The 23,660-nt window shown below is 72.2% G+C and carries 23 protein-coding genes; 6 read left to right on the plus strand and 17 right to left on the minus strand.

Features of this window, described 5'->3' with window-relative positions; translation table 11 throughout:
• Positions 1-64: 64 nt before the first annotated feature.
• Positions 65-715, plus strand: coding sequence for a hypothetical protein (locus ACE4Q9_RS15630; RefSeq protein WP_397984839.1), 651 nt, complete (start codon positions 65-67; stop codon positions 713-715).
• Here ACE4Q9_RS15630 and ACE4Q9_RS15635 read toward each other — a convergent pair.
• Complete coding sequence (locus ACE4Q9_RS15635) at positions 708-1,016, minus strand: hypothetical protein (protein ID WP_397984840.1); 309 nt, start codon at positions 1,014-1,016, stop codon at positions 708-710. The two genes, ACE4Q9_RS15630 and ACE4Q9_RS15635, sit on opposite strands and share 8 nt — an antisense overlap.
• Before the next feature lie 64 nt (positions 1,017-1,080).
• Between ACE4Q9_RS15635 and ACE4Q9_RS15640 the strand changes: the two genes are divergently transcribed.
• Positions 1,081-1,674: a DUF5753 domain-containing protein gene (locus ACE4Q9_RS15640; RefSeq protein WP_397987231.1), complete on the plus strand. Its 594-nt coding sequence runs from the start codon at positions 1,081-1,083 to the stop codon at positions 1,672-1,674.
• Positions 1,671-1,916 carry a DUF397 domain-containing protein gene (locus ACE4Q9_RS15645; protein ID WP_397984841.1) on the plus strand — a complete coding sequence of 82 codons (246 nt, stop codon included), beginning with the start codon at positions 1,671-1,673 and terminating at the stop codon, positions 1,914-1,916. Before ACE4Q9_RS15640 ends, ACE4Q9_RS15645 begins: the two co-directional genes overlap by 4 nt.
• A 70-nt stretch (positions 1,917-1,986) precedes the next feature.
• Here ACE4Q9_RS15645 and ACE4Q9_RS15650 read toward each other — a convergent pair whose 3' ends face one another.
• Complete coding sequence (locus ACE4Q9_RS15650; protein WP_397984842.1) at positions 1,987-3,810, minus strand: bifunctional metallophosphatase/5'-nucleotidase; 1,824 nt, start codon at positions 3,808-3,810, stop codon at positions 1,987-1,989.
• Positions 3,811-4,044: 234 nt separating this feature from the next.
• Positions 4,045-5,328 carry an adenylosuccinate synthase gene (locus ACE4Q9_RS15655; protein ID WP_397984843.1) on the minus strand — a complete coding sequence of 428 codons (1,284 nt, stop codon included), beginning with the start codon at positions 5,326-5,328 and terminating at the stop codon, positions 4,045-4,047.
• A 212-nt stretch (positions 5,329-5,540) separates the two neighbouring features.
• On the opposite strand from ACE4Q9_RS15655, the gene ACE4Q9_RS15660 reads away from it, so the two are divergent.
• Together ACE4Q9_RS15660 and ACE4Q9_RS15665 are read left to right on the plus strand one after the other, a co-directional pair.
• A complete protein-coding gene (locus tag ACE4Q9_RS15660; protein WP_397984844.1) occupies positions 5,541-6,365 on the plus strand; it encodes a diacylglycerol kinase in 825 nt (274 codons plus the stop codon).
• Positions 6,366-6,492: 127 nt separating this feature from the next.
• Entirely contained in the window at positions 6,493-8,004 is a 1,512-nt protein-coding gene (locus ACE4Q9_RS15665; RefSeq protein ID WP_397984845.1) for an APC family permease, read from the plus strand.
• Positions 8,005-8,398: 394 nt separating this feature from the next.
• Here the strand turns inward: ACE4Q9_RS15665 and ACE4Q9_RS15670 are convergent, their stop codons facing one another.
• The 4 genes from ACE4Q9_RS15670 to ACE4Q9_RS15685 are packed head-to-tail and all read right to left on the minus strand — an operon-like array spanning position 8,399 to position 12,283.
• Positions 8,399-9,631, minus strand: coding sequence for a cytochrome P450 (locus ACE4Q9_RS15670; RefSeq protein WP_397984846.1), 1,233 nt, complete (start codon positions 9,629-9,631; stop codon positions 8,399-8,401).
• A gap of 38 nt (positions 9,632-9,669) precedes the next feature.
• Positions 9,670-10,197: a hypothetical protein gene (locus tag ACE4Q9_RS15675; protein WP_397984847.1), complete on the minus strand. Its 528-nt coding sequence runs from the start codon at positions 10,195-10,197 to the stop codon at positions 9,670-9,672.
• Positions 10,194-10,859 (minus strand): response regulator, encoded by a 666-nt coding sequence (locus tag ACE4Q9_RS15680; RefSeq protein WP_397984848.1) that lies wholly within the window; start codon positions 10,857-10,859, stop codon positions 10,194-10,196. The genes ACE4Q9_RS15675 and ACE4Q9_RS15680 overlap by 4 nt, the downstream gene beginning before the upstream one ends.
• On the minus strand, positions 10,856-12,283 hold the full coding sequence (locus ACE4Q9_RS15685; RefSeq protein WP_397984849.1) for a sensor histidine kinase: 1,428 nt from the start codon (positions 12,281-12,283) through the stop codon (positions 10,856-10,858). The genes ACE4Q9_RS15680 and ACE4Q9_RS15685 overlap by 4 nt, the downstream gene beginning before the upstream one ends.
• 196 nt (positions 12,284-12,479) lie before the next feature.
• On the opposite strand from ACE4Q9_RS15685, the gene ACE4Q9_RS15690 reads away from it, so the two are divergent.
• Positions 12,480-13,067 (plus strand): hypothetical protein, encoded by a 588-nt coding sequence (locus tag ACE4Q9_RS15690; RefSeq protein WP_397984850.1) that lies wholly within the window; start codon positions 12,480-12,482, stop codon positions 13,065-13,067.
• On the opposite strand, the gene ACE4Q9_RS15695 is transcribed toward ACE4Q9_RS15690, so the two are convergent.
• The 10 genes from ACE4Q9_RS15695 to ACE4Q9_RS15740 all read right to left on the minus strand — a co-directional run bounded on the left by ACE4Q9_RS15695 (position 13,068) and on the right by ACE4Q9_RS15740 (position 23,582).
• Positions 13,068-13,955, minus strand: coding sequence for an alpha/beta hydrolase (locus tag ACE4Q9_RS15695; protein WP_397984851.1), 888 nt, complete (start codon positions 13,953-13,955; stop codon positions 13,068-13,070).
• Between the two features lie 178 nt (positions 13,956-14,133).
• Positions 14,134-15,318, minus strand: a complete 1,185-nt coding sequence (gene kynU, locus ACE4Q9_RS15700) for a kynureninase (RefSeq protein WP_397984852.1) — start codon at positions 15,316-15,318, stop codon at positions 14,134-14,136.
• Positions 15,311-16,156 (minus strand): tryptophan 2,3-dioxygenase family protein, encoded by an 846-nt coding sequence (locus ACE4Q9_RS15705; protein ID WP_397984853.1) that lies wholly within the window; start codon positions 16,154-16,156, stop codon positions 15,311-15,313. The genes kynU and ACE4Q9_RS15705 overlap by 8 nt, the downstream gene beginning before the upstream one ends.
• A gap of 149 nt (positions 16,157-16,305) precedes the next feature.
• Positions 16,306-16,719: a DUF3151 domain-containing protein gene (locus ACE4Q9_RS15710; RefSeq protein WP_397984854.1), complete on the minus strand. Its 414-nt coding sequence runs from the start codon at positions 16,717-16,719 to the stop codon at positions 16,306-16,308.
• 54 nt (positions 16,720-16,773) lie between these two features.
• Entirely contained in the window at positions 16,774-18,282 is a 1,509-nt protein-coding gene (locus ACE4Q9_RS15715; protein WP_397984855.1) for an MFS transporter, read from the minus strand.
• Between the two features lie 125 nt (positions 18,283-18,407).
• Positions 18,408-19,430, minus strand: coding sequence for a class II fructose-bisphosphate aldolase (fbaA, locus tag ACE4Q9_RS15720; RefSeq protein ID WP_397984856.1), 1,023 nt, complete (start codon positions 19,428-19,430; stop codon positions 18,408-18,410).
• Between the two features lie 139 nt (positions 19,431-19,569).
• Positions 19,570-20,118 (minus strand): orotate phosphoribosyltransferase, encoded by a 549-nt coding sequence (gene pyrE / locus ACE4Q9_RS15725; protein ID WP_397984857.1) that lies wholly within the window; start codon positions 20,116-20,118, stop codon positions 19,570-19,572.
• A 10-nt stretch (positions 20,119-20,128) separates the two neighbouring features.
• The gene (locus ACE4Q9_RS15730; protein WP_397984858.1) at positions 20,129-20,917 is read right to left on the minus strand and encodes an aldose 1-epimerase; all 789 of its coding nucleotides are present in this window, start codon (positions 20,915-20,917) and stop codon (positions 20,129-20,131) included.
• Positions 20,918-21,004: 87 nt separating this feature from the next.
• The gene (locus tag ACE4Q9_RS15735) at positions 21,005-21,871 is read right to left on the minus strand and encodes an SRPBCC family protein (RefSeq protein WP_397984859.1); all 867 of its coding nucleotides are present in this window, start codon (positions 21,869-21,871) and stop codon (positions 21,005-21,007) included.
• 73 nt (positions 21,872-21,944) lie between these two features.
• Positions 21,945-23,582 carry a polyamine aminopropyltransferase gene (locus tag ACE4Q9_RS15740; protein ID WP_397984860.1) on the minus strand — a complete coding sequence of 546 codons (1,638 nt, stop codon included), beginning with the start codon at positions 23,580-23,582 and terminating at the stop codon, positions 21,945-21,947.
• Positions 23,583-23,660: the final 78 nt, after the last annotated feature.

Consider the following 23,660-nt stretch of genomic DNA (forward strand, 5'->3'; position numbering starts at 1 on the left):
GGTATGGGACCACACAGGCACCGATTAGGCTTCCCGGACGACCTCTTTGTGTGAGGAGCTCTCTTTGGCCTGTGACCTGTGGCTGGTACCGCTCGTCGACGTGTTGTGCCACACGCCGGACAACCCGTTCGCCGAGGAACTCGCGCACTACAACCACGCGCTGGCCGCGGCGGGGCTGCCGCCCGTGCCGGTGTACCAGTACATGCCGGGCCTGTCCGGCGAGGTCGCGCCGGTCGCCGGGTTCGACTACGACGCCCTGCACTTCCTGCGCCGCGCATACCTCCTCCAGGTCTGCGGTCTCCCGGTGACGCCGGTGGACGAACTCGGCGGGGACTACGAGCAGTTGCTGGAGATGTTCGAGTCCACGGCCCAGCAGTCGCACCTGGTCTGGCACTACGACCACGCGGGCGCCTACGTCCCGGTCGACTTCCCGCATCCGCTCTCCGACGAGCAACTCCTGGCGGGCGGCGGCCCGTTGGGTTCCGCGCAGGCGCTGCTGCGCGAACTCCAGTACGTCGCCCCGGTCATCGGCATCGATCCGGCCAACCCCCCGGCCCCGCCGACGCCGCCCGCGGCCCCCACCGAACTGGAGGAACCGGCCGCCCCCACCCCCTACGACCCGAACCCCTTCGCCCGCGAACGCCATGTCTGGCTGGGCCTGCACGCCGCCGCGACCCGTTCGCTGGCCCAGGGCTCGATGATCGTCTTCAGCTGAGCGCGGCCCTGAGCAAGGACGTGTGCACGAACCGGTCGGCGCCGGTGGGCCGATAGCGCCAGAAGAGCGGCCAGGTGGGTCCGTCGAGCGCGGGCACGGGAATGTAACTCGCCCAGTACGGCCCACTGGTGAGCCGGGTGACGCACTCCGGCCAGGCGCGGTGCCCGGTGGTCCCCGGCGCCACGAGGAAGTACACGCCCCGCCGCCCGCCGTCCGACTGCACGACCGGCCCCGGGTCCCCACGGGTCAGCCCGGCCAGCCGGTCGGCGATCTCGCGCCCGTACTCCCCGTCCAGCCGCACGGCGGTGGGCCTGGAGGCACACATCGGCGGCGGACTGGGGGTCTTCCAGGAGGCCCGCAAGTGGATGCTCATGGAGAAGTACCCGGCGCGGTTCCGGGACTTCTCGGGCCTGGAGGCCGGGGCGACCACCATCAGCTCGTACGAGACGCTGGTGGTCGACGGCCTGTTCCAGACGGAGGAGTACGCGCGGGCGCTGATCGGCGGCGGCTATCCGGCGGTCTCCGAGCAGAAGCGCGAGGAACTGGTCGAGGCGCGACTGGCCCGCCGGGCGCTCTTCGACCGGGACCCGGCCCCGATGATCGAGCTGATCCTGGAAGAGGGCGTGCTACGGCGGCCGTTCGGGTCCTGGGAGGTGCTGCGCGGCCAGCTGCGCTCGCTCGCCGAGGACGCGCAGCGGGACAACGTCTGCGTCCAGGTGCTCCCCATGGACCGTGGCCTTCGGGGCACGTACGCGGGAGACCGGGGCAGCATGAAGCTGGTCGTCACCAAGGACCACGAGCACGTCGTCTACTTGGAGATCGAGGACCAGGGCATCCTCGTCAGCGATCCGCCCGAGGTGTCCCAACTGGACCACCGCTATGCGAAGATCCGGGCACAGGCACTGAGTCCCGACGACTCACTGAGCCTCATCGAACGGTTGGCAGGGGAGATCCAATGACCGGCACCGGAGCCCTTCGGTGGTTCAAGTCCAGCTACAGCGACAGCGGGGGCGGGAACTGCGTGGAAACCGCCTTCACCTGGCGCAAGTCCTCGTACAGCAACGACAGCGGCGGCCAGTGCGTCGAAGTCGCCCCCTGCCCCACCCGGATCCACGTCCGCGACTCCAAGAACCCCGCCGGCCCCCACCTCTCGGTCACCGGCACCGCCTGGACGGCGTTCCTGGCGCACGCCGCCAAGTAACTGTCGCCCGCCCCCGCGCCCACCCCTCGGCCAAGCGAGTCGGGTGGGCGGGGGGGCGGAAGGACAACCGCTAGAAGACCGGCGTGCCCGCCTGGGTCAGCTTCCAGTTGGTGACCGCGAAGTCGGCCGGGTCGAGGGTCTTCGTCGCGGTGACGTAGTCGATCATCATGTCGCGGATCTCGTTGGTGGAGCTGTACGCGATCTCCGCCGTGGCGATGTGCGGGTAGCCCGAACCCCCGTTGGCCCGGTAGTTGTTGACGGCGACCACGAAGACTTGGTCGTCGGCGACGGGGGCGCCGTTGTAGGCGAGGTTCTTGATGCGGGAGCCCTCGGGCTGGGCGATGTCGATCTCGTAGTCGACACCCGCGGCGGTGTCGTACATGTAGTCCCAGAAGCTGTTGGCATTGGTCAGCGTCGCGGTGTCGACCTTCGTGCCCGCCGGGACCTGGACGTAGTACTTGGCCGCGTACTCCAGGTAATCCTTGAGCTGGGCGCCGGTGAGCTTCTTGGCGTAGAGGGTGTTGTCGTAGATGTAGAGGCCGGCGATGTCCTTGATGGTGACGTTGCCCTGCGGGATGTCGGCCGTGCGGCTGAAAGGCGCGGCGACCGAGATCAGCGGGAGGGCGGCGTCGGCGGCGGACAGGCCGGTCTTGACCGTCTCCATCTGCACCTTGTGGATGAAGTCCATGATCGGCACGTCCTTCCAGCAGGACTCCGCCGCCGAGAGGTTCGCCGTGCAGGTGCCGACCGGGGTGTTGACGTACTTCACCACCAGCTCGTGGTCGGCCTCCAGCAGCTTCTTGATCTGCGGGTCCTCCTCCACCCCGTTGGGGTTGAGGGTCCCCGCCTTCTTGCCCGTCACCTTCCACTGCCCGTGGTGGAGTTCGAGCTCGAAGTCGAAGACACTGAGCCGGTAGCCCCAGCAGTACGGCTCGGACAGCAGGACGTCCTCGCCGGTCTGCTCGTTCTTGACGGTGTACGACGGCACCTCGACGTGGGTGTGGCCCACCAGGATCGCGTCGATGCCCGGCACCTGCTCGGCGACCAGGTTGGACGCGTTCTCGACGTAGGGGAGTTCGTCGCCCCAGGAGGAGGAGCCGTCCAGGCCGGAGTGGTCGGTCAGGAAGACCACGTCGCAGCCGAGGGCGCGCAGCCGCGGCACGTACTTCTTCGCCTGCTCGACCAGGCCGGGGAAGACCAGCTTGCCGCCGACGTTGTCCTTGTCCCAGATCGCGATGCCGGGGTTGGTCAGGCCGAGGATGCCGACCTTGATGTCGGGGGCGCCGGGGACCTTGATGCGCTTGACGGTGTACGGCTCGAAGGCCGGGCGCAGCGTCTTGGCGTGCAGGGCGTTCGCGCCGAGCAGCGGGAAGTCGCACTGCTCCTCGAACTTGCGCAGCGTGTCGATGCCGTAGTTGAACTCGTGGTTGCCGAGGGCGGCGGCGTCGTAGCGCATGTGGTTCATGGCGACGGCCATGGGGTGCTTGGGGCCGTGCTTGCCGCCGGTGCCGGTGATCGGGTCGACACGGGCGAAGTAGTAGGCGAGCGAGGTGCCCTGGATGATGTCGCCGGCGTCGACGAGCACCACGCGGTGCTCGCCCTTGGCCTCGCGCTGCTGCTTGATGAGGGTGGCGACGCGGGCCACGCCGACCGAGTTGCCGGCCTTGTCGGTGTAGGGCGCGTCGGCGTAGTAGTCCCAGTCGAAGACGTGGCCGTGCAGGTCGGTGGTGCCCAGGATGGAGAACGACCAGGTGCGCGGAGCCTTTCCGGGGCGGTGACCGCGGTCGGCCGCCTCCGCGGTGCCGCTGCCCACCGCGCCCGCCGCGGCGACGGCGGCGCCGGTGACGGCCGACTTCTTCACGAACTCCCGGCGGTTCATCGGGCTGTGGGTCATTCAAGGCTCCTGAGACTGGAGTTGGCGCGAGCAGGGGGTCGTTCCATGCGGAGGCTACCCGCGTAGATCGTGCTCGCGCCCCTCATCGCCGGGAACCAGGAAATGACCATGTCCAGGTCAAGGATGGGTCAGGCGGGGCGGAAAACGGCGGCGCCCGCCGGACCCGCCCGAGGGCGGCTCCGGCGGGCGCTGCCGCAGGTGAAGCCGGGCCGAACGCCGGCTTGCCGGAAGGGATCAGAGGAAGGAATTGATCTCGATCGTCTCGTCCCGGCCCGGGCCCACGCCGATCGCGGAGATCGGGGCGCCGGACATCTCCTCCAGCGCCTTGACGTAGTTCTGCGCGTTCTTCGGCAGGTCGGCGAAGGTCTTGGCCTTGGTGATGTCCTCGGACCAGCCCGGCAGGTTCTCGTAGACCGGCTTCGCGTGGTGGAAGTCGGTCTGGGAGTAGGGCAGTTCCTCGACCCGCTTGCCGTCGATCTCGTACGCCACGCACACCGGGATCTGCTCCCAGCCGGTGAGCACGTCCAACTTGGTGAGGAAGAAGTCGGTCAGGCCGTTCACCCGCGTCGCGTAGCGCGCGATCACCGCGTCGAACCAGCCGCAGCGGCGGTCCCGGCCGGTGGTCACACCGCGCTCGCCGCCGATCCGGCGCAGCGCCTCGCCGTCCTCGTCGAACAGCTCGGTCGGGAACGGGCCGGCGCCGACGCGGGTGGTGTACGCCTTGAGGATGCCGATGACCCGGCTGATCTTCGTCGGACCCACGCCCGCGCCGGTGCAGGCGCCGCCGGCGGTAGGGTTGGAGGAGGTGACGAAGGGGTACGTGCCGTGGTCGATGTCGAGCAGCGTGCCCTGGCCGCCCTCGAACAGCACGACCTTGTCCTGCTCCAGGGCCTGGTTGAGGACCAGCACGGTGTCCGCGACGTACGGCTTGATCTGCTCGGCGTAGCCCAGCAGCTCCTCGACCACCTGGTCGGCGGCGATGGCGCGGCGGTTGTACAGCTTGGTGAGGACCTGGTTCTTGACGTCGAGCGCGGCCTCCACCTTCTGCTGGAGGATCGACTCGTCGTACAGGTCCTGGACCCGGATGCCCACGCGGTTGATCTTGTCCGCGTAGGTGGGGCCGATACCGCGCCCGGTCGTGCCGATCTTCCGCTTGCCGAGGAAGCGTTCCGTCACCTTGTCGACCGTCACGTTGTACGGCGTGATGACGTGCGCGTTGCCGCTGATGAGCAGCTTGGACGTGTCGACGCCACGCTCGTTCAGACCGCTCAGCTCGGAGAGCAGGACCGAGGGGTCGACGACGACACCGTTGCCGATGACCGGCGTGCATCCGGGAGAGAGGATGCCGGAGGGCAGGAGGTGGAGGGCGTACTTCTGGTCGCCGACGACGACCGTGTGGCCGGCGTTGTTGCCGCCCTGGTACCGCACCACATAATCCACCGATCCACCGAGCAGGTCGGTGGCCTTCCCCTTGCCCTCGTCACCCCACTGAGCACCGAGCAGCACAAGTGCGGGCACGCGCGTACACCCCTTCCGGGCGGGGCATGTCCAAGGTCAGGGGCGCGGGCGTAAGGTTCACCGCCGCGTGCCACCGCGACCGTCGTTGGCCGCACAACCGTCGGACCGGATGCCCCGGAATAGACGAAGCCCCTGGCGCAATAGCGCAAGGGGCTCTTGCACAAAGATGCTACCCGAGGAAGCGAGGCAGGACCGAGGTGGCGACCTTCGCGATGTCCGATCAGCTGCTGGTGATCATCGATCCGGGGGCACGGCAGACGGACGGGGAGTCCGTACGGATCGCGAAAGACGTGCTCAGCGCGGGTGCGGCGGCCAAGGTGTGCCTCCCCCAGGGTCCGGAGGAATTCGCCCGCGCACTGGGCCGCAGGGGGTCGCGCCGGCCGGTGGTGGTGGGCGACGACGCCGCCCTGACGCGGGCGGTGACCCTGCTGCACCGGGAGCGGGAGCTGGCCGGATGTGCGCTGTCGGTGGTGCCGGTGGGCGAGTCCCTCACGCTCGCGGCGTCCCTCGGGGTGCCGACCGGGGCGGTGGCGGCGGCGCGGGCGGTGCTGGACGGCGCGGAGCGGCGCCTGGACCTGCTGGCCGACGACAGCGGGGGCCTGGTGCTCGGCGGGCTCGCCATCCCCCCGGCCCCGGCGCGGGTGCCCGCGCCCGCGCCGCTGGCTGCCGCCGGCCGCCCCTGGTACCGGTCCCTGGTGCGCACCCTGAGCCCGCGCCCCACCCGGCTGACCGCGATACCCTCGCCCGGCCCCACCCGGCTGCGGGTGGAGGTCGACGGCGAGGCGCTGGTGGACCTCGACCGGCCGGTGGAGTCCCTCTCCCTGGCCCCGGCCACCGGCGGGCTCGCCGAACTGGAGGTCCATCCCCTCTCCGTGGGCGCCGAGGCGACGCCCCTGCGGGCCTCGGGGCACACCGTCACGGTCACCGGCCCCGACTTCCACTACCGCGCCGACGCACGGGTGACGGGCCCGGTACGGCGGCGGACCTGGCGGGTGCTGGAAGGGGCGTGGGGGCTGGTGCTGCCCGCCGGCAGATGACCCCGCACGCCTCACCTCAATGGTCTAGTGACAAATATTTAACCATGCGGACCCCTTCCCGTGCCCCCTTCTCGTCCAGCATCCTGCTCCATCAGGACCCAGGGACCGGACCCGGAGGGGATCATTCATGGCAGTGGACGAGGGCGTCGTCCCGGCGGCGGAGACCGGCGGCGATGAAACGATTCACCGGCTGAAACCCAACGCCGTCGGGTTGCTCGGCGTGGTGTTCATGGCGGTGGCGACGGCCGCGCCGATCACCGCGATGACCGGGAACGTGCCGTTCATGGTCTCGTCCGGCAATGGCATCGGGGCGCCCGCAAGCTATCTCGTCGCAATGGTCGTACTGGCAATCTTTTCCGTCGGATTCACCTCGATGGCGAAGCACATCACGTCCACGGGCGCCTTCTACGGATTCATCTCCTACGGCCTCGGCCGCACGATCGGCCTCGCCTCCGGACTGCTCGCCACCTTCGCCTACGTCGTCTTCGAGCCCGCGCTCATCGGGATCTTCTCCACCTTCGCCACGACCACCCTGCGGGACCAGACCGGGGTGCACCTGCCCTGGTGGTCGTTCGCGATCCTGATGCTGGCGATCAACGCCACCGGCACCTGGTTCGGGGTCAGCGTCGCCGAGAAACTGCTGGTGGTGCTGCTGGCGACCGAGGTGACGGTGCTCGCCGCGATGGCCGTGTCCGTCGCCCTGCACGGCGGCGGGCCGCACGGCTTCAGCCTCGCGCCGGTCGATCCGGTCAACGCGTTCAAGGGCACCTCCGCCGGGCTCGGCCTCTTCTTCGCCTTCTGGTCCTGGGTCGGCTTCGAGTCGACCGCGATGTACGGCGAGGAGTCCCGCGACCCCAAGCGGATCATCCCCAAGGCGACGATGGTCAGCGTCCTGGGCGTCGGCGTCTTCTACGTCTTCGTCTCCTGGATTGCCATCTGCGGCAACGGCGAGGCGGCGGCGGTGAAGGCCGCGTCCTCCGCGAACCCGCTCTCGATGTTCTTCGACCCCACCGAGCGGTACGTCGGCCACTGGGCCGTGGACGTCATGCAGTGGCTGATGATCACCGGGTCGCTGGCCTGCGGGATGGCCTTCCACAACTGCGCCGCGCGCTACCTGTACGCCCTGGGCCGCGAGGGCGTGCTGCCCTCGCTGAAGCGCACCATCGGACGCACCCACGCGCGGCACGGCTCGCCGCACGTCGCCGGGCTGGTGCAGACGGCGGTGGCGGCGGTGCTGATCGGCGCGTTCTGGATCGCGGGGAAGGACCCGTACACCGGGACGTACGTGCTGCTCGCGATCCTCGGGACGATGGCGATCCTCGTCGTCCAGGCCGTGTGCTCCTTCGCCGTGCTGGCGTACTTCCGCTCGCACCACCCGGAGAGCCGGCACTGGTTCCGCACGTTCGCCGCGCCGCTGGTGGGGGGCGTGGCGATGCTCGGGGTCGTGGTGCTGCTGGTGTCCAACATGGGAGCGGCGGCGGGCAGCGAGTCGGGCTCGCTGGTGCTGCGGGCCACGCCGTGGCTGGTGGGGGCGGTCGCGGTGGCGGGGGTGGCCTACGCGCAGTACCTGAAGCGGCGGGCGCCGGAGCGGTACGCGCTGGTGGGCAGGACCGTGCTGGAGGAGACGAAGGAGCGGTAGGCCGTCTTCAGCGGGCCCACTTCCCGCCCCGGCGGACCCGCCACCGCTCCGTCGTCTCCGGCGCGCCGGGCCACCGCACGGCCGGGCCGCCATACGGCCGGGCCGCCGCACGGCCGGCTCACCGCACAGCCGAGTCGCCGCACAGCCGCGCCACCGCACGGCCGGCTCACCGCACAGCCGGGCCACCGCACGGCCGGGACGCCATACAGCCGGGTCACCGCACGGCCGAGTCACCGCACAGCCGGGACGCCATACGGCCGGGCCACCGTACGGGCTGGGCCGCCGTACGGGCTGGGCCGCCGTACCGCCGGGCCGCCGTACAGCCGGGTTACCGCACGGCCGGGACGCCGTACGGGCTGGGTGGAAACGGCAGCCCGGTCGGCCGAGCGGGTGGTCAGCGGACCTGCACGCTCAGTCCCTCCAGTCCGCGGATCACGTAGTTCGGTTTGCGGGTCGGTTCCTCCGCCAGGGTGAGGGTGGGGGCCTGGCGGAGCAGGGAGGTCATGGAGGCGGTCAGTTCGAGGCGGGCCAGCGGGGCGCCGATGCAGTAGTGGATGCCGGCGCTGAAGGAGATGTGGGGGTTGTCGGCGCGGGCGAGGTCCAGGCGGGCGGGGTCGGCGAAGACGGCGGGGTCGTGGTTGGCGGAGCCGAAGACCATGGCGATCTCGGCGCCGCGCGGGATCACCGTGCCGTCGATCTCGATGTCGTCCAGCACCCAGCGCTCGAACAGCTGGAGCGGGGTGTCGTAGCGCATCAGCTCCTCGATCGCGGCCGGGACCAGCGAGTGGTCGGCGCGCAGGGCGGCGAGCTGGGCGGGGTTGCGGAACAGGGCCCACCAGCCGTTGACCGTGGCGTTGACGGTGGCCTCGTGGCCCGCGTTGAGCAGCAGGACGGCGGTGGAGATCACCTCCTGCTCGGTCAGCCGGCCGCCCACCCCGCCGTCACCGTCCTGCGCGGCGATCAACCCGGAGATCAGGTCGTCGCCGGGGTGCTTGCGCCGCTCGGCGATCAACTCCCGCAGGTAGTCGGAGAATTCGACCGACGCCCGGACCGCGCGCGCCGCCGTGTCCTCGGCGGGGTTCAGCTCGTACATCCCGCAGATCGCCGCCGACCAGGGCCGCAGCCGGTCCCGGTCGGCCTCCGGGATGCCCAGCATCTCGGCGATCACCGCGACCGGCAGCGGCTCGGCGACGTCCGTCAGCAGATCACCGCCGCCCTCCCGGACGAGGCCCGCGACCAGCTCGTCGGCCAGGCCGTGCACATACGGCTTCAGCCGCTCCACCGTGCGCGGGGTGAACGCCTTCGACACCAGCCGCCGGATCCGGGTGTGGTCCGGCGGTTCCAGGTCCAGCATCCCGTGGTCGTTGAGCGTGTGGAACGGCTCGTGCGCGGGCGGCGGCGAGGACTTGCCGAACTCCTCGTGGGTGTACCGGTGCTGGTACGTCCGCCCGAGCCGCCGGTCCCGCAGCAGCGCCGAGACGTCGGCGTGGTGCGGCACCAGCCACTGGTCCGTGGGCTCGTACCGGATCACCCGGCCGCGGGCCCGCAGCTCGGCGTAGGCCGGGTACGGGTCGGCCACGAACGCCGGGTCCCAGGGGTCGAAAGCGAGATCGCTGGAGCCTGCCATGCCCGGACGCTAACCCACCGGCCCCCGCTCCGACCAGATCAGCCGATGCGCTCCGCGAGGAGCACGTAGTCGTAGTAGAGGGGGCGGCCCTCCTCGTCCGCCGGGAGTTCGCGGCCGCTCTCGTTCGCCAGGATCACGTCGAGTTCCGGCAGGGCGTCGAAGCCGAGGTCGCCGTCCTCCCCGAGGTCGCCGTCCTCCCCGATGGCGTGGCCCCGTTCCGCGAGCCGCGCGCGCAGGTCCTCGCTCGGCGTGCGGAAGACGTCGAGCCCGTCGAGCAGCACCCGCACCCCGGCGTCCTCCTTCCGGAACCGGAAGATTTCGATGTCGCTCAGCTTCCCCTGGGTGAACCCGAGGGAGATGCCCGATCCCGAGGCGTCGTGCGTGAGATGGAGCTGGCCCGGTTCCTCGGCGGCCAGGGTGATCCGGGAGCCCCCAGCCGCGGCCACCGCGTCCCGCGCCTCCCCCACCGGCATGCCGAGCCGGAACGGCCCGACACCGGCATGCGGTACGAGTTCCAGCTCCAGCCCCTGACCCGGCTCCCGCTCCCGGCCCGACGCCGCGCTCATCCCGGCGTCACCAGGCGGGCCTCGTACGCGAACACCGCCGCCTGGGTGCGGTCGCGCAGGCCCAGTTTGACCAGGATGCGGCTGACGTGGGTCTTCGTCGTGGACTCGGCCACCACCAGGCGTTCGGCGATCTCCGCGTTGGACAGGCCCTGGGCGATGAGCACGAGGACCTCGGTCTCGCGGTCGGTGAGGTCGCCGTACGCGGCCGGGGCGGTGGGCAGCGGGCGGCGGACCTCCGGGAGGCGGGAGAACTCGGAGATCAGGCGTTTGGTGACGGAGGGGGCGAGCAACGCCTCACCGGCGGCCACCACCCGTACCCCGTCGGCCAGTTGGCGGGCCGAGGCGTCCTTGAGGAGGAAGCCGGAGGCGCCCGCCCGCAGGGCCTGGTAGACGTACTCGTCCAGATCGAAGGTGGTCAGCACCAGGACCTTCGCCGCAGCGTCGGCCGCGACGATCTCGCGGGTCGCCTCGATGCCGTTCAGCTCGGGCATGCGGATGTCCATCAGCACGACGTCCGGGGCGAGTTCGCGTACCCGCGCCACCGCCTCGCGGCCGTTGACGGCCTCGCCGACGACCTCGATGTCCGGCATCGCGTTCAGCAGGACGGAGAAACCCTCGCGGACCATCATCTGGTCGTCCGCGATCAGGACGCGGATCGTCATGCGCCGCCCCCGGCTCCGCCTCCGGCCGCCGGGTCCGCCGGGGCTGCCGGTGCTGCCGGTGCTGCCGGTGCTGCCGGTGCTGCCGGTTCCGCCGGGGTCGCCACGGGGAGGAACACCGCCACCTCGTAGCCTCCCTCGGCCGTGCGGCCCGCCGTCATCTCACCGTCCAGCATGGTGACGCGCTCCCGCATGCCGGTGATGCCGTGCCCGGCGCCCGGTGACGGCTTCAGCAGGCTCGGCGCGGGCGGCGGGCCGTTGACCACGCGCAGGCCGAGCCCGCCGAGGACGTAGGAGACCTCCACCCGTGCGCTCGCCCCCGGCGCGTGCCGCAGCGTGTTGCTCAGCGCCTCCTGCACGATCCGGTAGGCGGACAGCTCCACCCCCTGCGGCAGCTCGCGCACCGCGCCGGTCACCGCCTTGTCCACGCTGAGCCCGGCCTCGCGCACATTGGCGAGCAGCCCGTCCAGGTCGGCGAGCGTGGGCTGCGGGGCGTCCGGCGCCGCGTAGTCCTCCGCGCGGACGACCCCGAGGACCCGGCGCAGCTCGGTCAGGGCCGCGACCGCGTTCTCCCGGATGGTGGCGAACGCCTTCTCCAGCTCCGGCGGCGGGTTCTCCACCCGGTACGGCGCCGCCTCCGCCTGGATGGCGACCACCGACATGTGGTGGGCGACCACGTCGTGCAGCTCCCGCGCGATCGTGGTGCGCTCCTCCAGCAGGGTGCGCCGCGAGCGCTCGTGCTCGGTCACCGTCTGCTGCGCGGTCACCTCCAGGGCGGCCTCCTTGCGGACGTGCCGCACGGCGACCACCAGCAGGATCAGCGCGGACAGGAACATCATCTGGGCTATGTCGCCCTCGGCGTACGTGTGCCCGAACAGGCTCGCGTTGAAGAAGCCGTACACGCCGGTCAGCGCCCACATCCAGGCCGCCGTGCGCGGGCGGGTGCGGATCGCCACGACGGTGAGGACCACCAGGTGGGAGAAGAAACTGCCCGGCGTCCAGGTGCCGCTCATCCAGTCCCCGCCGCCGGCGATCGTGGTGACCGTGCCCGCGGCGAGGGACAGCCAGAACGCCCCGGCCGGGCGCGCCAGGGTCAGCAGGACCGGGGCCAGGGCCAGCAGCCCGCAGATCAGGGCCGGCCCCAGCGAGGTGCCGGCGCGGACCAGACCGACCCACATTGCCAGCACGCCGAAGAGAGCCACCACGGCGTGCGGGGCCCAGGGCGCGTACTCCCGCAGCCGGCCCGAGCGGCGGCGCACGAAGCGGCTGTCGGGGCCCAGCGGGGGCAGCGGCCGGTAGGCGAAGGCGTCGTGGAACAGGTCCTGCCGCAGCCCGGCGAGGGCGTCGGCGGCCAGCCGGAACTCCGGGCTGCGCGGGCGGCCGGACCCGAACGGCGAGGTCGGGGGCGGGGGCGTCGTCTCGGTCACACGGTAAACGGTAGGCGGCGGGCCGGAGTGGGTCGTCAGCTTGGAGACGGGTTCCGCGGGGTCCGTCTCAGGTACTACACGGGCCCCCGCCTCCCACGCGGGTCTACGCCACTCACCGCGCGCCGGGGCGTATCAGCCCCGACTCGTACGCGAAGATCGCCGCCTGGGTACCTCTCACAAGGGGGATCACGAGAGGATGAACGATGCATCTCGCTCTGAAGCGCGCCGGGACTTCGGCCGCTGCCCCGTTGCTTGTCGCCTGATGACGGTAGCCCGGCGGTCCGCCAGCATGCTCGGCTGCGCCCTGATGATCGCGTTGGCGACAGCCGGCTGCGAATCCGGTCATCGTGCCACCACACCGGCAAGCCGTTCACCCCGAAACGCACCATCATCGCTCCCCGAGTCGGCCGACGGAGAAACGCAGGACCCCCACGCACCATCGGTCGCCAAAGCCCCACACATCGCCTCCGATGGCATCACGTCTCTGGTCAGTGGCGCTGCGGTCAAAGGCAACGCCGTCTATGCGATCCCTGGCGGCATCAAAAAGGGAAAAACCCTTGCAATTGCCATCAATTGCAAGGGTTCGGGGCAACTTGCTGTACAGGTGCAACCGACCGCCACCTCCTTTCCGCTCCTATGCGAGAAAGGGAAGGTACTGCCGACCATGAACGAAATTCACATGAGCAACGCTCATTCCAGTGCCTCACTCCGTTTCACCTCAGGGCCAAACGTCGTGTGGTCCTTTGCTGCCGGATGGGACTCCAACCCGCCCGAGCAACGGTAATTACCAAGCCAGTTGGGCGATCTCCTCCGCGACGACCGCGCACGCGTCCGCCGCTGGGTCGATCAGGGGGAAGTGGCCCACGTCCGCCAGCAGGGTCAGGCCCACCGTCTCGCCCGCCTTCGCCGCGGCGTCCGCGTACGACTCGCTGACCGCCTCCGGTACGACCAGGTCCGCGCGGCCCTGTACGACGGTGGTGGCGATGCCGGTCGGGAGGAGGAGGGCGGGGTCGGCGTACGGGAGGCGCTGGGTGAAGTGGTCGGCGCCGCCCAGGAGTTGGAGTGAGGCGTGTTCGCAGACGGCCAGTCGCTCGGCGACCGTGAGGTCGGCGATCGGGGCGAGGGCGACCACGCCGCGCAGGGGGGCGGCGGCGGGCGGGCGCCAGGGGGAGTCGGCGGGCAGGACGTGCCGGGCGGCGGCCCACAGCGCGAGGTGGCCGCCGGCGGAGTGACCGGTGAGGACGGTACGGCGGAGGTCGGCGCCAGGCAGCGCCGTGCGGGTCAGGTCCGGGAGGGCGTCCAGGGCGGCGGCGACGTCCTGGAAGGTGTCGGGCCAGCGACCGGCGGGCGGGGTGACACCCTCGGCCCCGGCAACGGCCCCCGTCTCGCCGCCGCGGCGGTACTCCACGTTGGCCACGGCGAAGCCCCTGCGGGCCAGGAAGGCGGCGAAGGGGGTGACATGCCGGCGGTCGTAGCGGGCGCGCCAGGCGCCGCCGTGCAGGACGACGACCAGCGGGGCCGGGGTGTCGCCCGTCGTGCGGGGGGCGTAGAAGTCGATCACCTGGTCGGGGTGGGTGCCGTAGGAGGCGGTGGCGTCGGGGTCGACCGGGGCGTGCGAGAAGGCCGACTCCTCTTCGGCGGCGGCGCGGGCTGCGGCGGCGTCGTCCGGCATGCTCCAACCTCTCAGCGACGGAACGTTTCTGGGCGCGGCGGACCAGGTGGGGGTCATCGCCGGCCGTTGGCGGGGAACGGTATCAGGCACGTGACGTGCCGGTACGCGGGGCGGGTACGCCCATCGGCTCCCCGTCCCCGTCCGCCGGCCGCGGCCGGCGGACGGGGACGGCGGGGTGTCACCCCTTCAGGACCGCCCCGAGCACCCGCGCCGCCCGCTCCGCCTCCGCGAAGCTCGTGTACAGCGGGGTGAAGCCGAAGCGCAGCACGTCCGGCGGGCGGAAGTCGCCCACGACACCCGCCTCGATCAGCCGCTTCATGACGTCACCGGCGTTCTCGCAGCGCAGGGAGACCTGGCTGCCGCGCTCGGCGTGGGCGGCCGGCGTCACGGACTCGACCCGGTCCCCGGCGTACTCCGCCACGCAGGAGAGGAAGAAGTCCGTCAGCGCGAGCGACTTCGCGCGGACCGCGCCGATGTCCACGCCCTCCCAGACCTCCAGCGCCGCCTCCAGGGGCAGCATGGAGAGGATGTCCGGCGTACCGACCCGGCCGCGCACCGCGCCCGGCGCCGGGTCGTACGACGGCCGCATCCCGAAGGGCTCCGCGTGGGAGTTCCAGCCGGGCAGCGGGGAGTCGAAGCGGGGCTGGAGCCCGCGGCGGACGTACAGGAACGCCGGTGAACCGGGCCCGCCGTTCAGGTACTTGTAGGTGCAGCCGACCGCGAGATCGACGCCGTGCTCGTCCAGTCCCACCGGCAGCGCGCCCGCGCTGTGGCACAGGTCCCACACCGCGAGGGCGCCCGCCGCGTGCACCGCGGCCGTGAGCCGCGGCAGATCGTGCAGCCGGCCGGTGCGGTAGTCGACGTGGTTGAGCAGCACCGCCGCCGTACGCGGCCCGAGCGCGTCCGGCACCTCGGCGGGCGTCACCGCGCACAGGGTACGGCCGGTCAGCCGGGCCGCCGACGCCGCGATGTAGCCGTCCGTGGGGAACGTGGTGGCGTCCACCAGGATCTCGGTGCGCTCCTCTCCCGCCATCCGGGCCGCGGCCACCACCGCCTTGAACACGTTGACGCTGGTGGAGTCGCCGACCACGACCTGCCCCGGCGCCGCCCCGATGAGCGGGGCGATCCGGTCGCCGATCCGCTCGGGCGCGGTCCACCAGCCGCTCTCCTCCCAGGAGCGGATCCGCAGCTCGCCCCACTGGCGGCGCACGACGTCCGCGACCCGGTCCGGGACGTGCGCGGGCAGCGCGCCCAGCGAGTTGCCGTCGAGGTAGACGACGTCGTCGAGGACGAAGCGGGACCGCACCGGAGCCAGCGCGTCCGCCGCGTCCAACTCCTTCGCCCGCAAGGTGAGTTCAGACATAAGACCTGGCCGTCCACAGCTCGGGGAACACGTTCTTTCGGGCCCGCTTCTCCAGCCAGGCCACCCCGGCGGAGCCACCGGTGCCGGTCTTGGAGCCCATCGCGCGGCGGGTGGCGACCAGGTGGTCGTTGCGCCAGCGCCACACCAGCTCGGCCACGTCGGTCAACGCCTCGCCCAGCCGGACGAGTTCGCCGTCCTGGTCACCGGAGTAGATGTCCGCCCAGACCTGTTCGACGGCCGCGAAAGGCTCATGGCGCTGGGAGACGTCGCGGTCGAGAACCTCGTCCGGGACCGGGTGGCCCCGGCGGGCCAGCAGCCGCAGCACCTCGTCGTAGAGGCTGGGTTCGTGCAGTGCCTTCTCCAGTTCCGCGTGGGCGCGGGGGACGCCGCGGTGCGGGACGAGCATGGACGCGGACTTCTCGCCGAGCAGGAACTCCAGGCGCCGGTACATCGCGGACTGGAAGCCGGAACCCTCGCCGAGGGCGGCGCGGTAGGAGTTGAACTGGGCGGGGGTGAGACCGGCGAGCGGGGTCCAGGAGGCGTTCAGGGCCTCCAGCTCGCGCACCGAGCGCTTCAGCGCGGCGATCGCGGTGGGCACGTCGTCCGAGCGCAGCGCCTTGGCGGCGGTCTCCCACTCGTGCACCAGCACCGTGAACCACAGCTCCATCACCTGCGTGGTGACCAGGAAGACCATCTCGCCGGGGTCCTCGGAGAGGGGGTGCTGGAGGTGCGTGAGCACGTCCGCGCGGACGTAGTCCTCGTACGGCGTCGTGCCCGCGAAATCGAGATGCGGGGTCTCGGGCTCAGCGGCCTCGTGGGGGTGAGCCTGTTGGGACATCGCTGTCTCCTGTTGTTGCTCCGGGTAGCGGTCCGCCCCTGCCGATGCCGGCACGGGGGCCCCGGTCCCCACTCGCATCCTCCGCAATCACCCCCGCTACGGCAAGGCCCGCCTGTTGCCAGACGGGCCACACAGGTGACGCGCGCGCGTCAGCCGAGGGTCGAGGCCGCGGTGGGCGAGGAGTCCTTCAGGAACTGGGAGCAGCGCTCGTACTCCTCCTGCTCGCCGATGGCCTGGGCGGCGCGGGCGAGGGCGTGCAGGGCGCGCAGGAAGCCGCGGTTGGGCTCGTGCTCCCAGGGGACGGGGCCGTGCCCCTTCCAGCCGCTGCGGCGCAGCGCGTCGAGCCCGCGGTGGTAGCCCGTACGGGCGTAGGCGTACGACTCTACGACGGAGCCGCGCTCGAAGGCGTCGTCGGCGAGCTGCGCCCACGCGAGGGAGGAGGTGGGGTGCTGCGCGGCGACGTCCGCCGGCGCGGCGCCGCCCGCCAGCTGCTCACGGGGTTCCGGGTCATCGGGAAGGTGGGTCGGGGGCGGCCCGCCGAGCAGGTTCTCGTGAATGGTCATGGGTTCAGTCTCGCGTACGCGCGTCCACGACCGGCGCAGCCCCGTACGGGACGGCTACGAACCGCTTCCGGGGGACGGCTGCGAACCACTGCCGGGGGACGGCTGCGAGCCGCTCCGCTCGCCCTCCAGCGGAGGCGCCGCGAGCGAGCAGTGCGTATGCCGCTCCGGGTGCTGGCATCCCGCTGTCGGACGGCCCGTGACCAGGAAGAACGCGAGGATCGCGCCCAGCACCAAGACGCCCGCGCAGATCGGCATCGCCCGGTCGAAGGAGGCGTCGAAGGCCGACGCGGAGCGGTACGCGTCCGCCCCCATCCCGGCCAGCAGCGGCAGCGCCGCCACCGCCACCAGGCCCGCCGCCCGCGCCGCCGCGTTGTTGATGCCGCTGGCCACGCCCGCGCGGGCGGTGTCGACGGAGGCGAGGACCGTGGCGGTGAGCGGGGCGACGAGGGTGACCATGCCGGCGCCCATGACCAGCAGCGCGGGCAGCACGTCGGTGAGATAGCCCGCCCCCGGCCCGACGCGCAGCATCAGCAGCATCGCGACCGCGCACAGCAGTGGCCCCACGGTGAGCGGCAGCCGGGGGCCGGTGCGGTCGGACAGCGCGCCGGACGCGGAGGAGAACAGCAGCATCAGGATGGTGGTCGGCAGCAGCGCCGTCCCCGCGACCAGCGGCGACCAGCCGACCGCCACCTGCAACTGGAGCGCGGTGAGGAAGAAGAAGCCGCCGAAGGCCGCGTACACGCACAGCGTGACCAGGTTGACCGCGGTGAACTGCCGTGAGGCGAAGACGTCCGGCGGCAGCATCGGATCGGGCCGGTGCCGTTCGACGTACACGAACGCGGCCGCCGCGGCGAGGCCCAGCACCGCGCTCACCACCACCGCGGCCGTACCCCCACGCGCCTCGATGAGCGCGTACGTCAGCAGCGCCAGCGCCAGCGCGCCCAGTACCGCGCCGAGGACGTCGAAACGGCCGTGGGCGCCCTCGTCGGCGGACTCCGGCACATGCCGCAGGGCGACGGGCACGCACAGCAGGGCGAGCGGCACATTGAGCAGGAAGACCCAGCGCCAGCCGGGCCCGGAGACCAGCCAGCCGCCCAGGAAGGGGCCGACCGCGGCGCCGATCCCGCCGAACCCGGACCACAGGCCGACGGCGCGGCTGCGGTCGTCCGGGTGGAAGGACGCCTGGATCAGCGCGAGCGAGCCGGGGGTGAGCAGCGCCCCGCCGACGCCCTGGAGGGCGCGCGCCACGATCAGCAGCACGGAGTTCGGCGCGATGCCGCACAGCAGGGAGGCGGTGGCGAACCAGACCACCCCGAGCACGAAGATCCGGCGCCGTCCGTAGCGGTCGCCGAGGGAGCCGCCGAGCAGGATCAGCCCGGCCAGCGTGACCATGTACGCGTTGACGGTCCACTGCAGGGCGCCGAGGCTCGCGTCCAGATCGCGGCCGATGCGGGGCAGCGCCACATTGACGACGGTCGAGTCCAGCATGGCCATGCTGGAGCCGAGCACCGTGGTGAGCAGGATCCAGGTACCGCGGGACGAGCCGATCCGGACGTCGGGCATGTCCGAGATATAACCGGTGAGGTACGGCGGTACGCCTGACGACAGCGATACGGCGGACCCGGCGGCGCCGTGCTGACGACCGCCGGACCCGCCGTACGCGAGGTACGAAACCTACGGGCGCTCAGTTACTTGATCTTGTTGCCCGCGGAGCGCAGGTGCTGCGTGGCCTCCACGACGCGCGCGGCCATGCCCGCCTCGGCCAGCTTGCCCCAGGTGCGCGGGTCGTAGGCCTTCTTGTTGCCGACCTCGCCGTCCACCTTCAGGACGCCGTCGTAGTTGGCGAACATGTGACCGGCGACGGGGCGGGTGAAGGCGTACTGGGTGTCGGTGTCCAGGTTCATCTTCACCACGCCGTTCTCCAGCGCCGTGCGGATCTCCTCCTCGCTGGAGCCGGAGCCGCCGTGGAAGACGAAGTCGAACGGGGACTCCTTGCCGAACCGCGCGGCCACGCCCTCGTTGAGCTCCTTCAGCAGCTCGGGGCGGAGCACGACGTTGCCCGGCTTGTACACGCCGTGCACATTGCCGAAGGACGCGGCCAGCAGGTAGCGGCCCTTCTCGCCGAGGCCGAGCGCCTCCGCCGTACGGATCGCGTCCTCGACCGTGGTGTACAGGGAGTCGTTGATCTCGTGCGAGACGCCGTCCTCCTCGCCGCCGGTCGGGGTGATCTCCACCTCCAGGATGATCCGGGCGGCGCGGGCCTGCTCCAGCAGCTCCTGCGCGATCTCCAGGTTGTCGGCGAGGGTCTCGGCGGAGCCGTCCCACATGTGCGACTGGAAGAGCGGGCTGAGACCGGCGTCCACGCGCTTCTTGGACAGCGCGATGAGCGGACGGACGTACCCGTCGAGCTTGTCCTTCGGGCAGTGGTCGGTGTGCAGCGCGATGTTGACCGGGTACTTCTCCGCGACGATGTGCGCGAACTCGGCGAGCGCGACCGCGCCGGTCACCATGTCCTTGCTGTACTGGCCGCCGAGGAACTCGGCGCCACCGGTCGAGATCTGGACGATGCCGTCGCTCTCCGCCTCCGCGAAGCCGCGCAGCGCCGCGTGCAGGGTCTGGCTGGAGGTGACGTTGATGGCCGGGTAGGCGAACTTGCCTGCCTTCGCCCGGTCGAGCATCTCGGCGTAGACCTCGGGGGTTGCGATGGGCATCTGTCCGCTCCTTGTGTTGCGGGTGGGTTCTGCGTACGGCCCTGACCTAGACCTGGTGGGTGACGTCGTCGTCGGCCCCCCATCTTTCCAGACGGGGGGTGACGCACGACGCCCCCCAAGTCCAGGTCACACGGTCGTGTCAGTCCAGACCCAGTTCACCCTTCGAGAAGGCGAAACGGTACGGAACCCCCGCGCCGGCCTCGATCTTCTCGGCGGCGCCGGTCGCCCGGTCCACGATGGTCGCGACGGCGACGACCTCGGCACCGGCCTCGCGCACCGCCTCGACGGCGGTCAGCGGGGAACCGCCGGTGGTGGAGGTGTCCTCGACCACCAGGACCCGGCGGCCCTTGATCTCCGGGCCCTCGACCCTGCGCTGCAACCCGTGCGCCTTGGCCGCCTTGCGGACCACGAAGGCGTCCAGCCGGCGCCCGCGCGCGGCGGCGGCGTGCAGCATGGCGGCGGCGACCGGGTCGGCACCCATGGTGAGCCCGCCCACCGCGTCGAACTCCAGGTCCGCGGTGAGGTCCAGCAGCACCTGGCCGACCAGCGGAGCGGCCTCGCCGTCCAGGGTGATGCGGCGCAGGTCGACGTAGTAGTCGGCCTCCAGACCCGAGGAGAGGGTCACCTTGCCGTGCACCACGGCCTTGTCCTTGATCTGCTGAAGCAGCTCGCTACGCACGTCGCTCATGCCGCCCAGCTTAAAGGCGCCGCCAGCTCCAGGTGGTGGTCGCCTCCAGCGGCTCCAGGGGCGTGACCAGGCGCGGGCAGGTGTTCAGCCCGTTCGGCGGCCCGGTCTGGGGCTCCACGCAGACCGCCTCGGCCTGCTCGTCGTACACCACCACCCACTCCTCACGGCTGGCCACCTTCAGCTCCAGCCGCTCCGGCCAGGTGAGCGTGACGTCCACGCCGCCGGGCATCCCGAAGCAGTCGTCCCAGGGGCCCGGCTTCGGGTCGACGCGGTTGCCGGTGGGCAGGTGGTCGGCGCCGCGCTCCTCCTGCCAGGCGGGTTCGAAGTCCAGGGAGAGGTCCACGCCGTCGAGGGTGCGGTGGAACCAGGGGTGCCAGCCGATCTGCGCCGGGAACGAGTCGTCGTACGTCTCCACGGACATCGTCAGCGTCAGGCTGTCCCCGGCGAGCGCGACGACCTGGGTGACGCGGCCGGAGTGCGGCCAGGGGTCGGTCAGCTCGTACGTGATCACCGCCTCGTTCTCCGTGACGCGCGCGGTGCGCCAGGCGCCGTCGCGGGCCGTGCCGTGGATGGCGTGCGGCGGGGAGTTGAGGGGCATCTGCCGGACGATGCCGCCGTCCAGGAAACGGCCGTCACGGATGCGGCCGGCCCAGGGGACCATGGGGAAGCAGCCGAAGCGGTCGCCCTGCCGCAGCAGTTCCGTGCCGCCGATCCTCAGTCCACCGATGCGGCCGCCGCTGCCGGGCCGCACGATCACCTCCGCGTCGCCCGCGGTCAGCGTGATGTCGTCGTTACTCACGGGAAGACAGTACTGGTGATCGCGCCCCGAAGGAGCGCGGGGAGCTGGGCGACCGGCCACGACGAGATCCGCACAAGGCAGCCGCTCTCAACGGCGCTTGCGAAGGGCCCGGCCCACCACGATCGCCGACGCCACCGCCAACGCCGCGGCCGGCGCCGCCCACTTGAGTGCCTGGTTCGCCGAAACGGTCTGCGGGGCCGGTACCGGGGCGTAGCGGCCGCGCGGCGGGGCGTGGTCGACCTCCTCCGCGCTGCGGCCGATCATCGTGCGGCGGGCGTGGGCCGCCTCGGCGGGCGGCAGCCCGGCGTCGGCGAAGTCGTCCGCGGGGCGCTCCACGTCCCCGGCCGCCTGCCGCGCGTCCTCCTCGCCCTCTTCGCCATCCTCCTCCTCGCCCTCTTCGCCATCCTCCTCGTCGCCCTCTTCGCCGTCCTCCTCGTCGTCCGCGTCGGGGTCGAGCGAGGATGGCGGGATCTCGGTGTCGAAAACGGACGCGTGCCCGGCCTCCGGCGCCTCCCCCGGCTCCCGCGCCCCGTCCTCCCGCTCCCCCAGCCCCTCCAGGAACCGGCTCAGCAGCCGGGCCGCCGCCGCGCGGACCGCCTCCGCGGGAAGCTCCGCGAGGCGGCCGGACGCGTCCGCGCCGCCCTCGACCGTGACCGTCGTACCGCCCTCGGCGGCCGCGAGGCGCAGGGTGAGGGCGAGCTTGACCGCGCCGGTGCCGCGGGCCTCGGTGGCGTCCCCCTCGACGGTGTAGGTGCCGTCCTGCTGGGCGCGCACCCGTGCGGTTCCCCGGTAGGTGACGGAGTGTCCGCCGACGCGCAGTTTGAGGCGGCCGGCGACGGGTGGGGCGCCGGCGTCCTGCTGGAGTCCGGGGACGGCCTGTGCGACGCGCGCGGGGTCGGCGAGTGCCGTGGCGAGGCGGTCGGCCGGGACCGGGACGAAGACCTGGTGCTCCATGTCGGCTGAGCCTACCCAGCAGCGGGCGGATCGTACCCTCGGCGGAACGGCGGAACCCGCGCGGGCGCCCCGCTCAGTACCGCGGGTGGATCAGGGTGGAGGCCGGCATCCCGCCGGTCCGGGTCCGCTCGGCCGCCCGCCGGTCCGCCGCGAGGGCGGCCGGGGTGAGGGTGCCCGCGGGCACCGCCGGGTCCAGGCGCAGCGGCGGGGCGGCGCGGCCGGGGGCGGCGAGCAGGAAGCCCCAGTCGTGCGGGGCCTCGGGCGCGCCCGCCGAGCGGTCGGGGCCCGCCGGGAAGCCGGGGTCCTGGCCGGACACCCGGTAGGGGGTGGCGGCGAACCCGGCGGCGCGCAGGGTCGCGGCGACCGTCCAGAAGACACGGGGGCGCGTGGTGACGGACCCGGCGTGCACGACGAGCCGCCCGCCGGGGGCGAGCACGCGGCGGGTGAGGCCGTAGAACTCCTCGGAGTACAGCTTGGTGCTGGCGGTGATGCCGGGGTCGGGGAGGTCCGCGATCACGACGTCGTACGAGGCGGCGGGCGCGGTGCGCAGCCAGTTGAGGGCGTCGGCGGTGGTGAGGCGGACGCGGGGGTCGGCGTAGACATGGCCGTTGGCGGCGGCGAGGCCGGGGTCGCGGCGGGCCAACCGGGCGAGTTCCGGGTCGAGTTCGACGATGTCGACGCGGCGCACCCCCCGGTGGCGCAGCACCTCGCGCGCGGCGAGTCCGTCGCCGCCGCCGAGGATCAGCACGCGGGCGTGCGCTCCGGTGAGGGCGGGGTGGACCAGGGCCTCGTGGTAGCGGCGGGCGTCCCGGCCGCCGACGCGCAGCCGGCCGTCGAGGTAGAGGTCGAGGGGGCGGCCGCCGGTGCCGCCCGCGAGGACGACCTCCTGCACCCCGGTCTGCACGGCGACCCGCACGTCCGCGCCGTACACCGCCCGGCGCGCGGCGCGTTCGAAGTCGGCGGAGAGGGCGGCGGCGGAGGCGAGGACGCCGAGGACGGCGCAGCCGACGACGAGCAGGGTCCAGCGGGCGCGGCGGGTCAGGTCGCGCCGGAACAGTCCGAGGACGAGGGCGCCGCCCGCCACCACGTTGACCGTGCCGGTGAGCAGCGCGCCGGTCAACTGGCCGAAGAACGGCAGGAGTACGAAGGGGAAGGCGAGTCCGCCGACGAGGGCGCCGACGTAGTCCGCGGCGAACAGGTCGGCCACGGCGGCGGGCGCGTCCTGCCGGCGGATGCGCTGGATCAGCTCCATCAGCAGCGGGACCTCGGCGCCGATGAGCAGGCCGATGGCGAGCGAGAAGGCGACCAGCAGGCAGCGCGGTCCCTCGGCCCACAGCCCGCCCCAGCCGCCGGTCCAGGCGAACACGGCGTACAGGGCCATCGCGCTGCACCCGCCGACCAGGGCGAGCAGCGTCTCGACCGCGCCGAAGCCGACGGCGGTGTGCCGGCGCAGCCGCTTGGCGCCGAGCGAGCCGATGCCCATCGCGAACACCATCACGGACAGCACCACGGACGCCTGGGTGACCGAGTCGCCGATCAAGTACGAGGCGAACGCGACGAGTTCGAGTTCGTACACGAGTCCGCAGGCCGCGCAGACGAAGACGCACACGAGGACCAGGAACCGCCCGGTGCCGGGCCGGACGGGCAGCACCGCGGGGCCGGTCCGGGAGGGCGGGGGGCCCGTGGGCGCGGGGGCCTGCGGTTCGATCACCCTGCGACGTTACGTCACGCGGCGGGCACGCCTCGTCACCCACAGGTGTGGATCTGGGGTCGTCGGCCCGATCCGGGT

The organism is Streptomyces sp. AM6-12 (genome assembly GCF_044327085.1).
Lineage (GTDB): Bacteria > Actinomycetota > Actinomycetes > Streptomycetales > Streptomycetaceae > Streptomyces.

Bases quoted from the DNA above. Each gene is read 5' to 3' on its own strand.
- ACE4Q9_RS15680 (WP_397984848.1), bottom strand. From the start codon at position 10,859: ATGACGATCCGCGTCCTGATCGCGGACGACCAGATGATGGTCCGCGAG.
- ACE4Q9_RS15695 (WP_397984851.1), bottom strand. From the start codon at position 13,955: ATGCCGGACGACGCCGCCGCAGCCCGCGCCGCCGCCGAAGAGGAGTCG.
- ACE4Q9_RS15710 (WP_397984854.1), bottom strand. From the start codon at position 16,719: ATGACCATTCACGAGAACCTGCTCGGCGGGCCGCCCCCGACCCACCTT.
- ACE4Q9_RS15650 (WP_397984842.1), bottom strand. From the start codon at position 3,810: ATGACCCACAGCCCGATGAACCGCCGGGAGTTCGTGAAGAAGTCGGCC.
- ACE4Q9_RS15690 (WP_397984850.1), top strand. From the start codon at position 12,480: ATGAACGATGCATCTCGCTCTGAAGCGCGCCGGGACTTCGGCCGCTGC.
- ACE4Q9_RS15665 (WP_397984845.1), top strand. From the start codon at position 6,493: ATGGCAGTGGACGAGGGCGTCGTCCCGGCGGCGGAGACCGGCGGCGAT.
- pyrE (WP_397984857.1), bottom strand. From the start codon at position 20,118: ATGAGCGACGTGCGTAGCGAGCTGCTTCAGCAGATCAAGGACAAGGCC.
- ACE4Q9_RS15670 (WP_397984846.1), bottom strand. From the start codon at position 9,631: ATGGCAGGCTCCAGCGATCTCGCTTTCGACCCCTGGGACCCGGCGTTC.
- ACE4Q9_RS15715 (WP_397984855.1), bottom strand. From the start codon at position 18,282: ATGCCCGACGTCCGGATCGGCTCGTCCCGCGGTACCTGGATCCTGCTC.
- ACE4Q9_RS15735 (WP_397984859.1), bottom strand. From the start codon at position 21,871: ATGGAGCACCAGGTCTTCGTCCCGGTCCCGGCCGACCGCCTCGCCACG.
- ACE4Q9_RS15660 (WP_397984844.1), top strand. From the start codon at position 5,541: ATGTCCGATCAGCTGCTGGTGATCATCGATCCGGGGGCACGGCAGACG.
- ACE4Q9_RS15645 (WP_397984841.1), top strand. From the start codon at position 1,671: ATGACCGGCACCGGAGCCCTTCGGTGGTTCAAGTCCAGCTACAGCGAC.
- kynU (WP_397984852.1), bottom strand. From the start codon at position 15,318: ATGTCTGAACTCACCTTGCGGGCGAAGGAGTTGGACGCGGCGGACGCG.
- ACE4Q9_RS15675 (WP_397984847.1), bottom strand. From the start codon at position 10,197: ATGAGCGCGGCGTCGGGCCGGGAGCGGGAGCCGGGTCAGGGGCTGGAG.
- ACE4Q9_RS15705 (WP_397984853.1), bottom strand. From the start codon at position 16,156: ATGTCCCAACAGGCTCACCCCCACGAGGCCGCTGAGCCCGAGACCCCG.
- ACE4Q9_RS15640 (WP_397987231.1), top strand. From the start codon at position 1,081: ATGCTCATGGAGAAGTACCCGGCGCGGTTCCGGGACTTCTCGGGCCTG.
- fbaA (WP_397984856.1), bottom strand. From the start codon at position 19,430: ATGCCCATCGCAACCCCCGAGGTCTACGCCGAGATGCTCGACCGGGCG.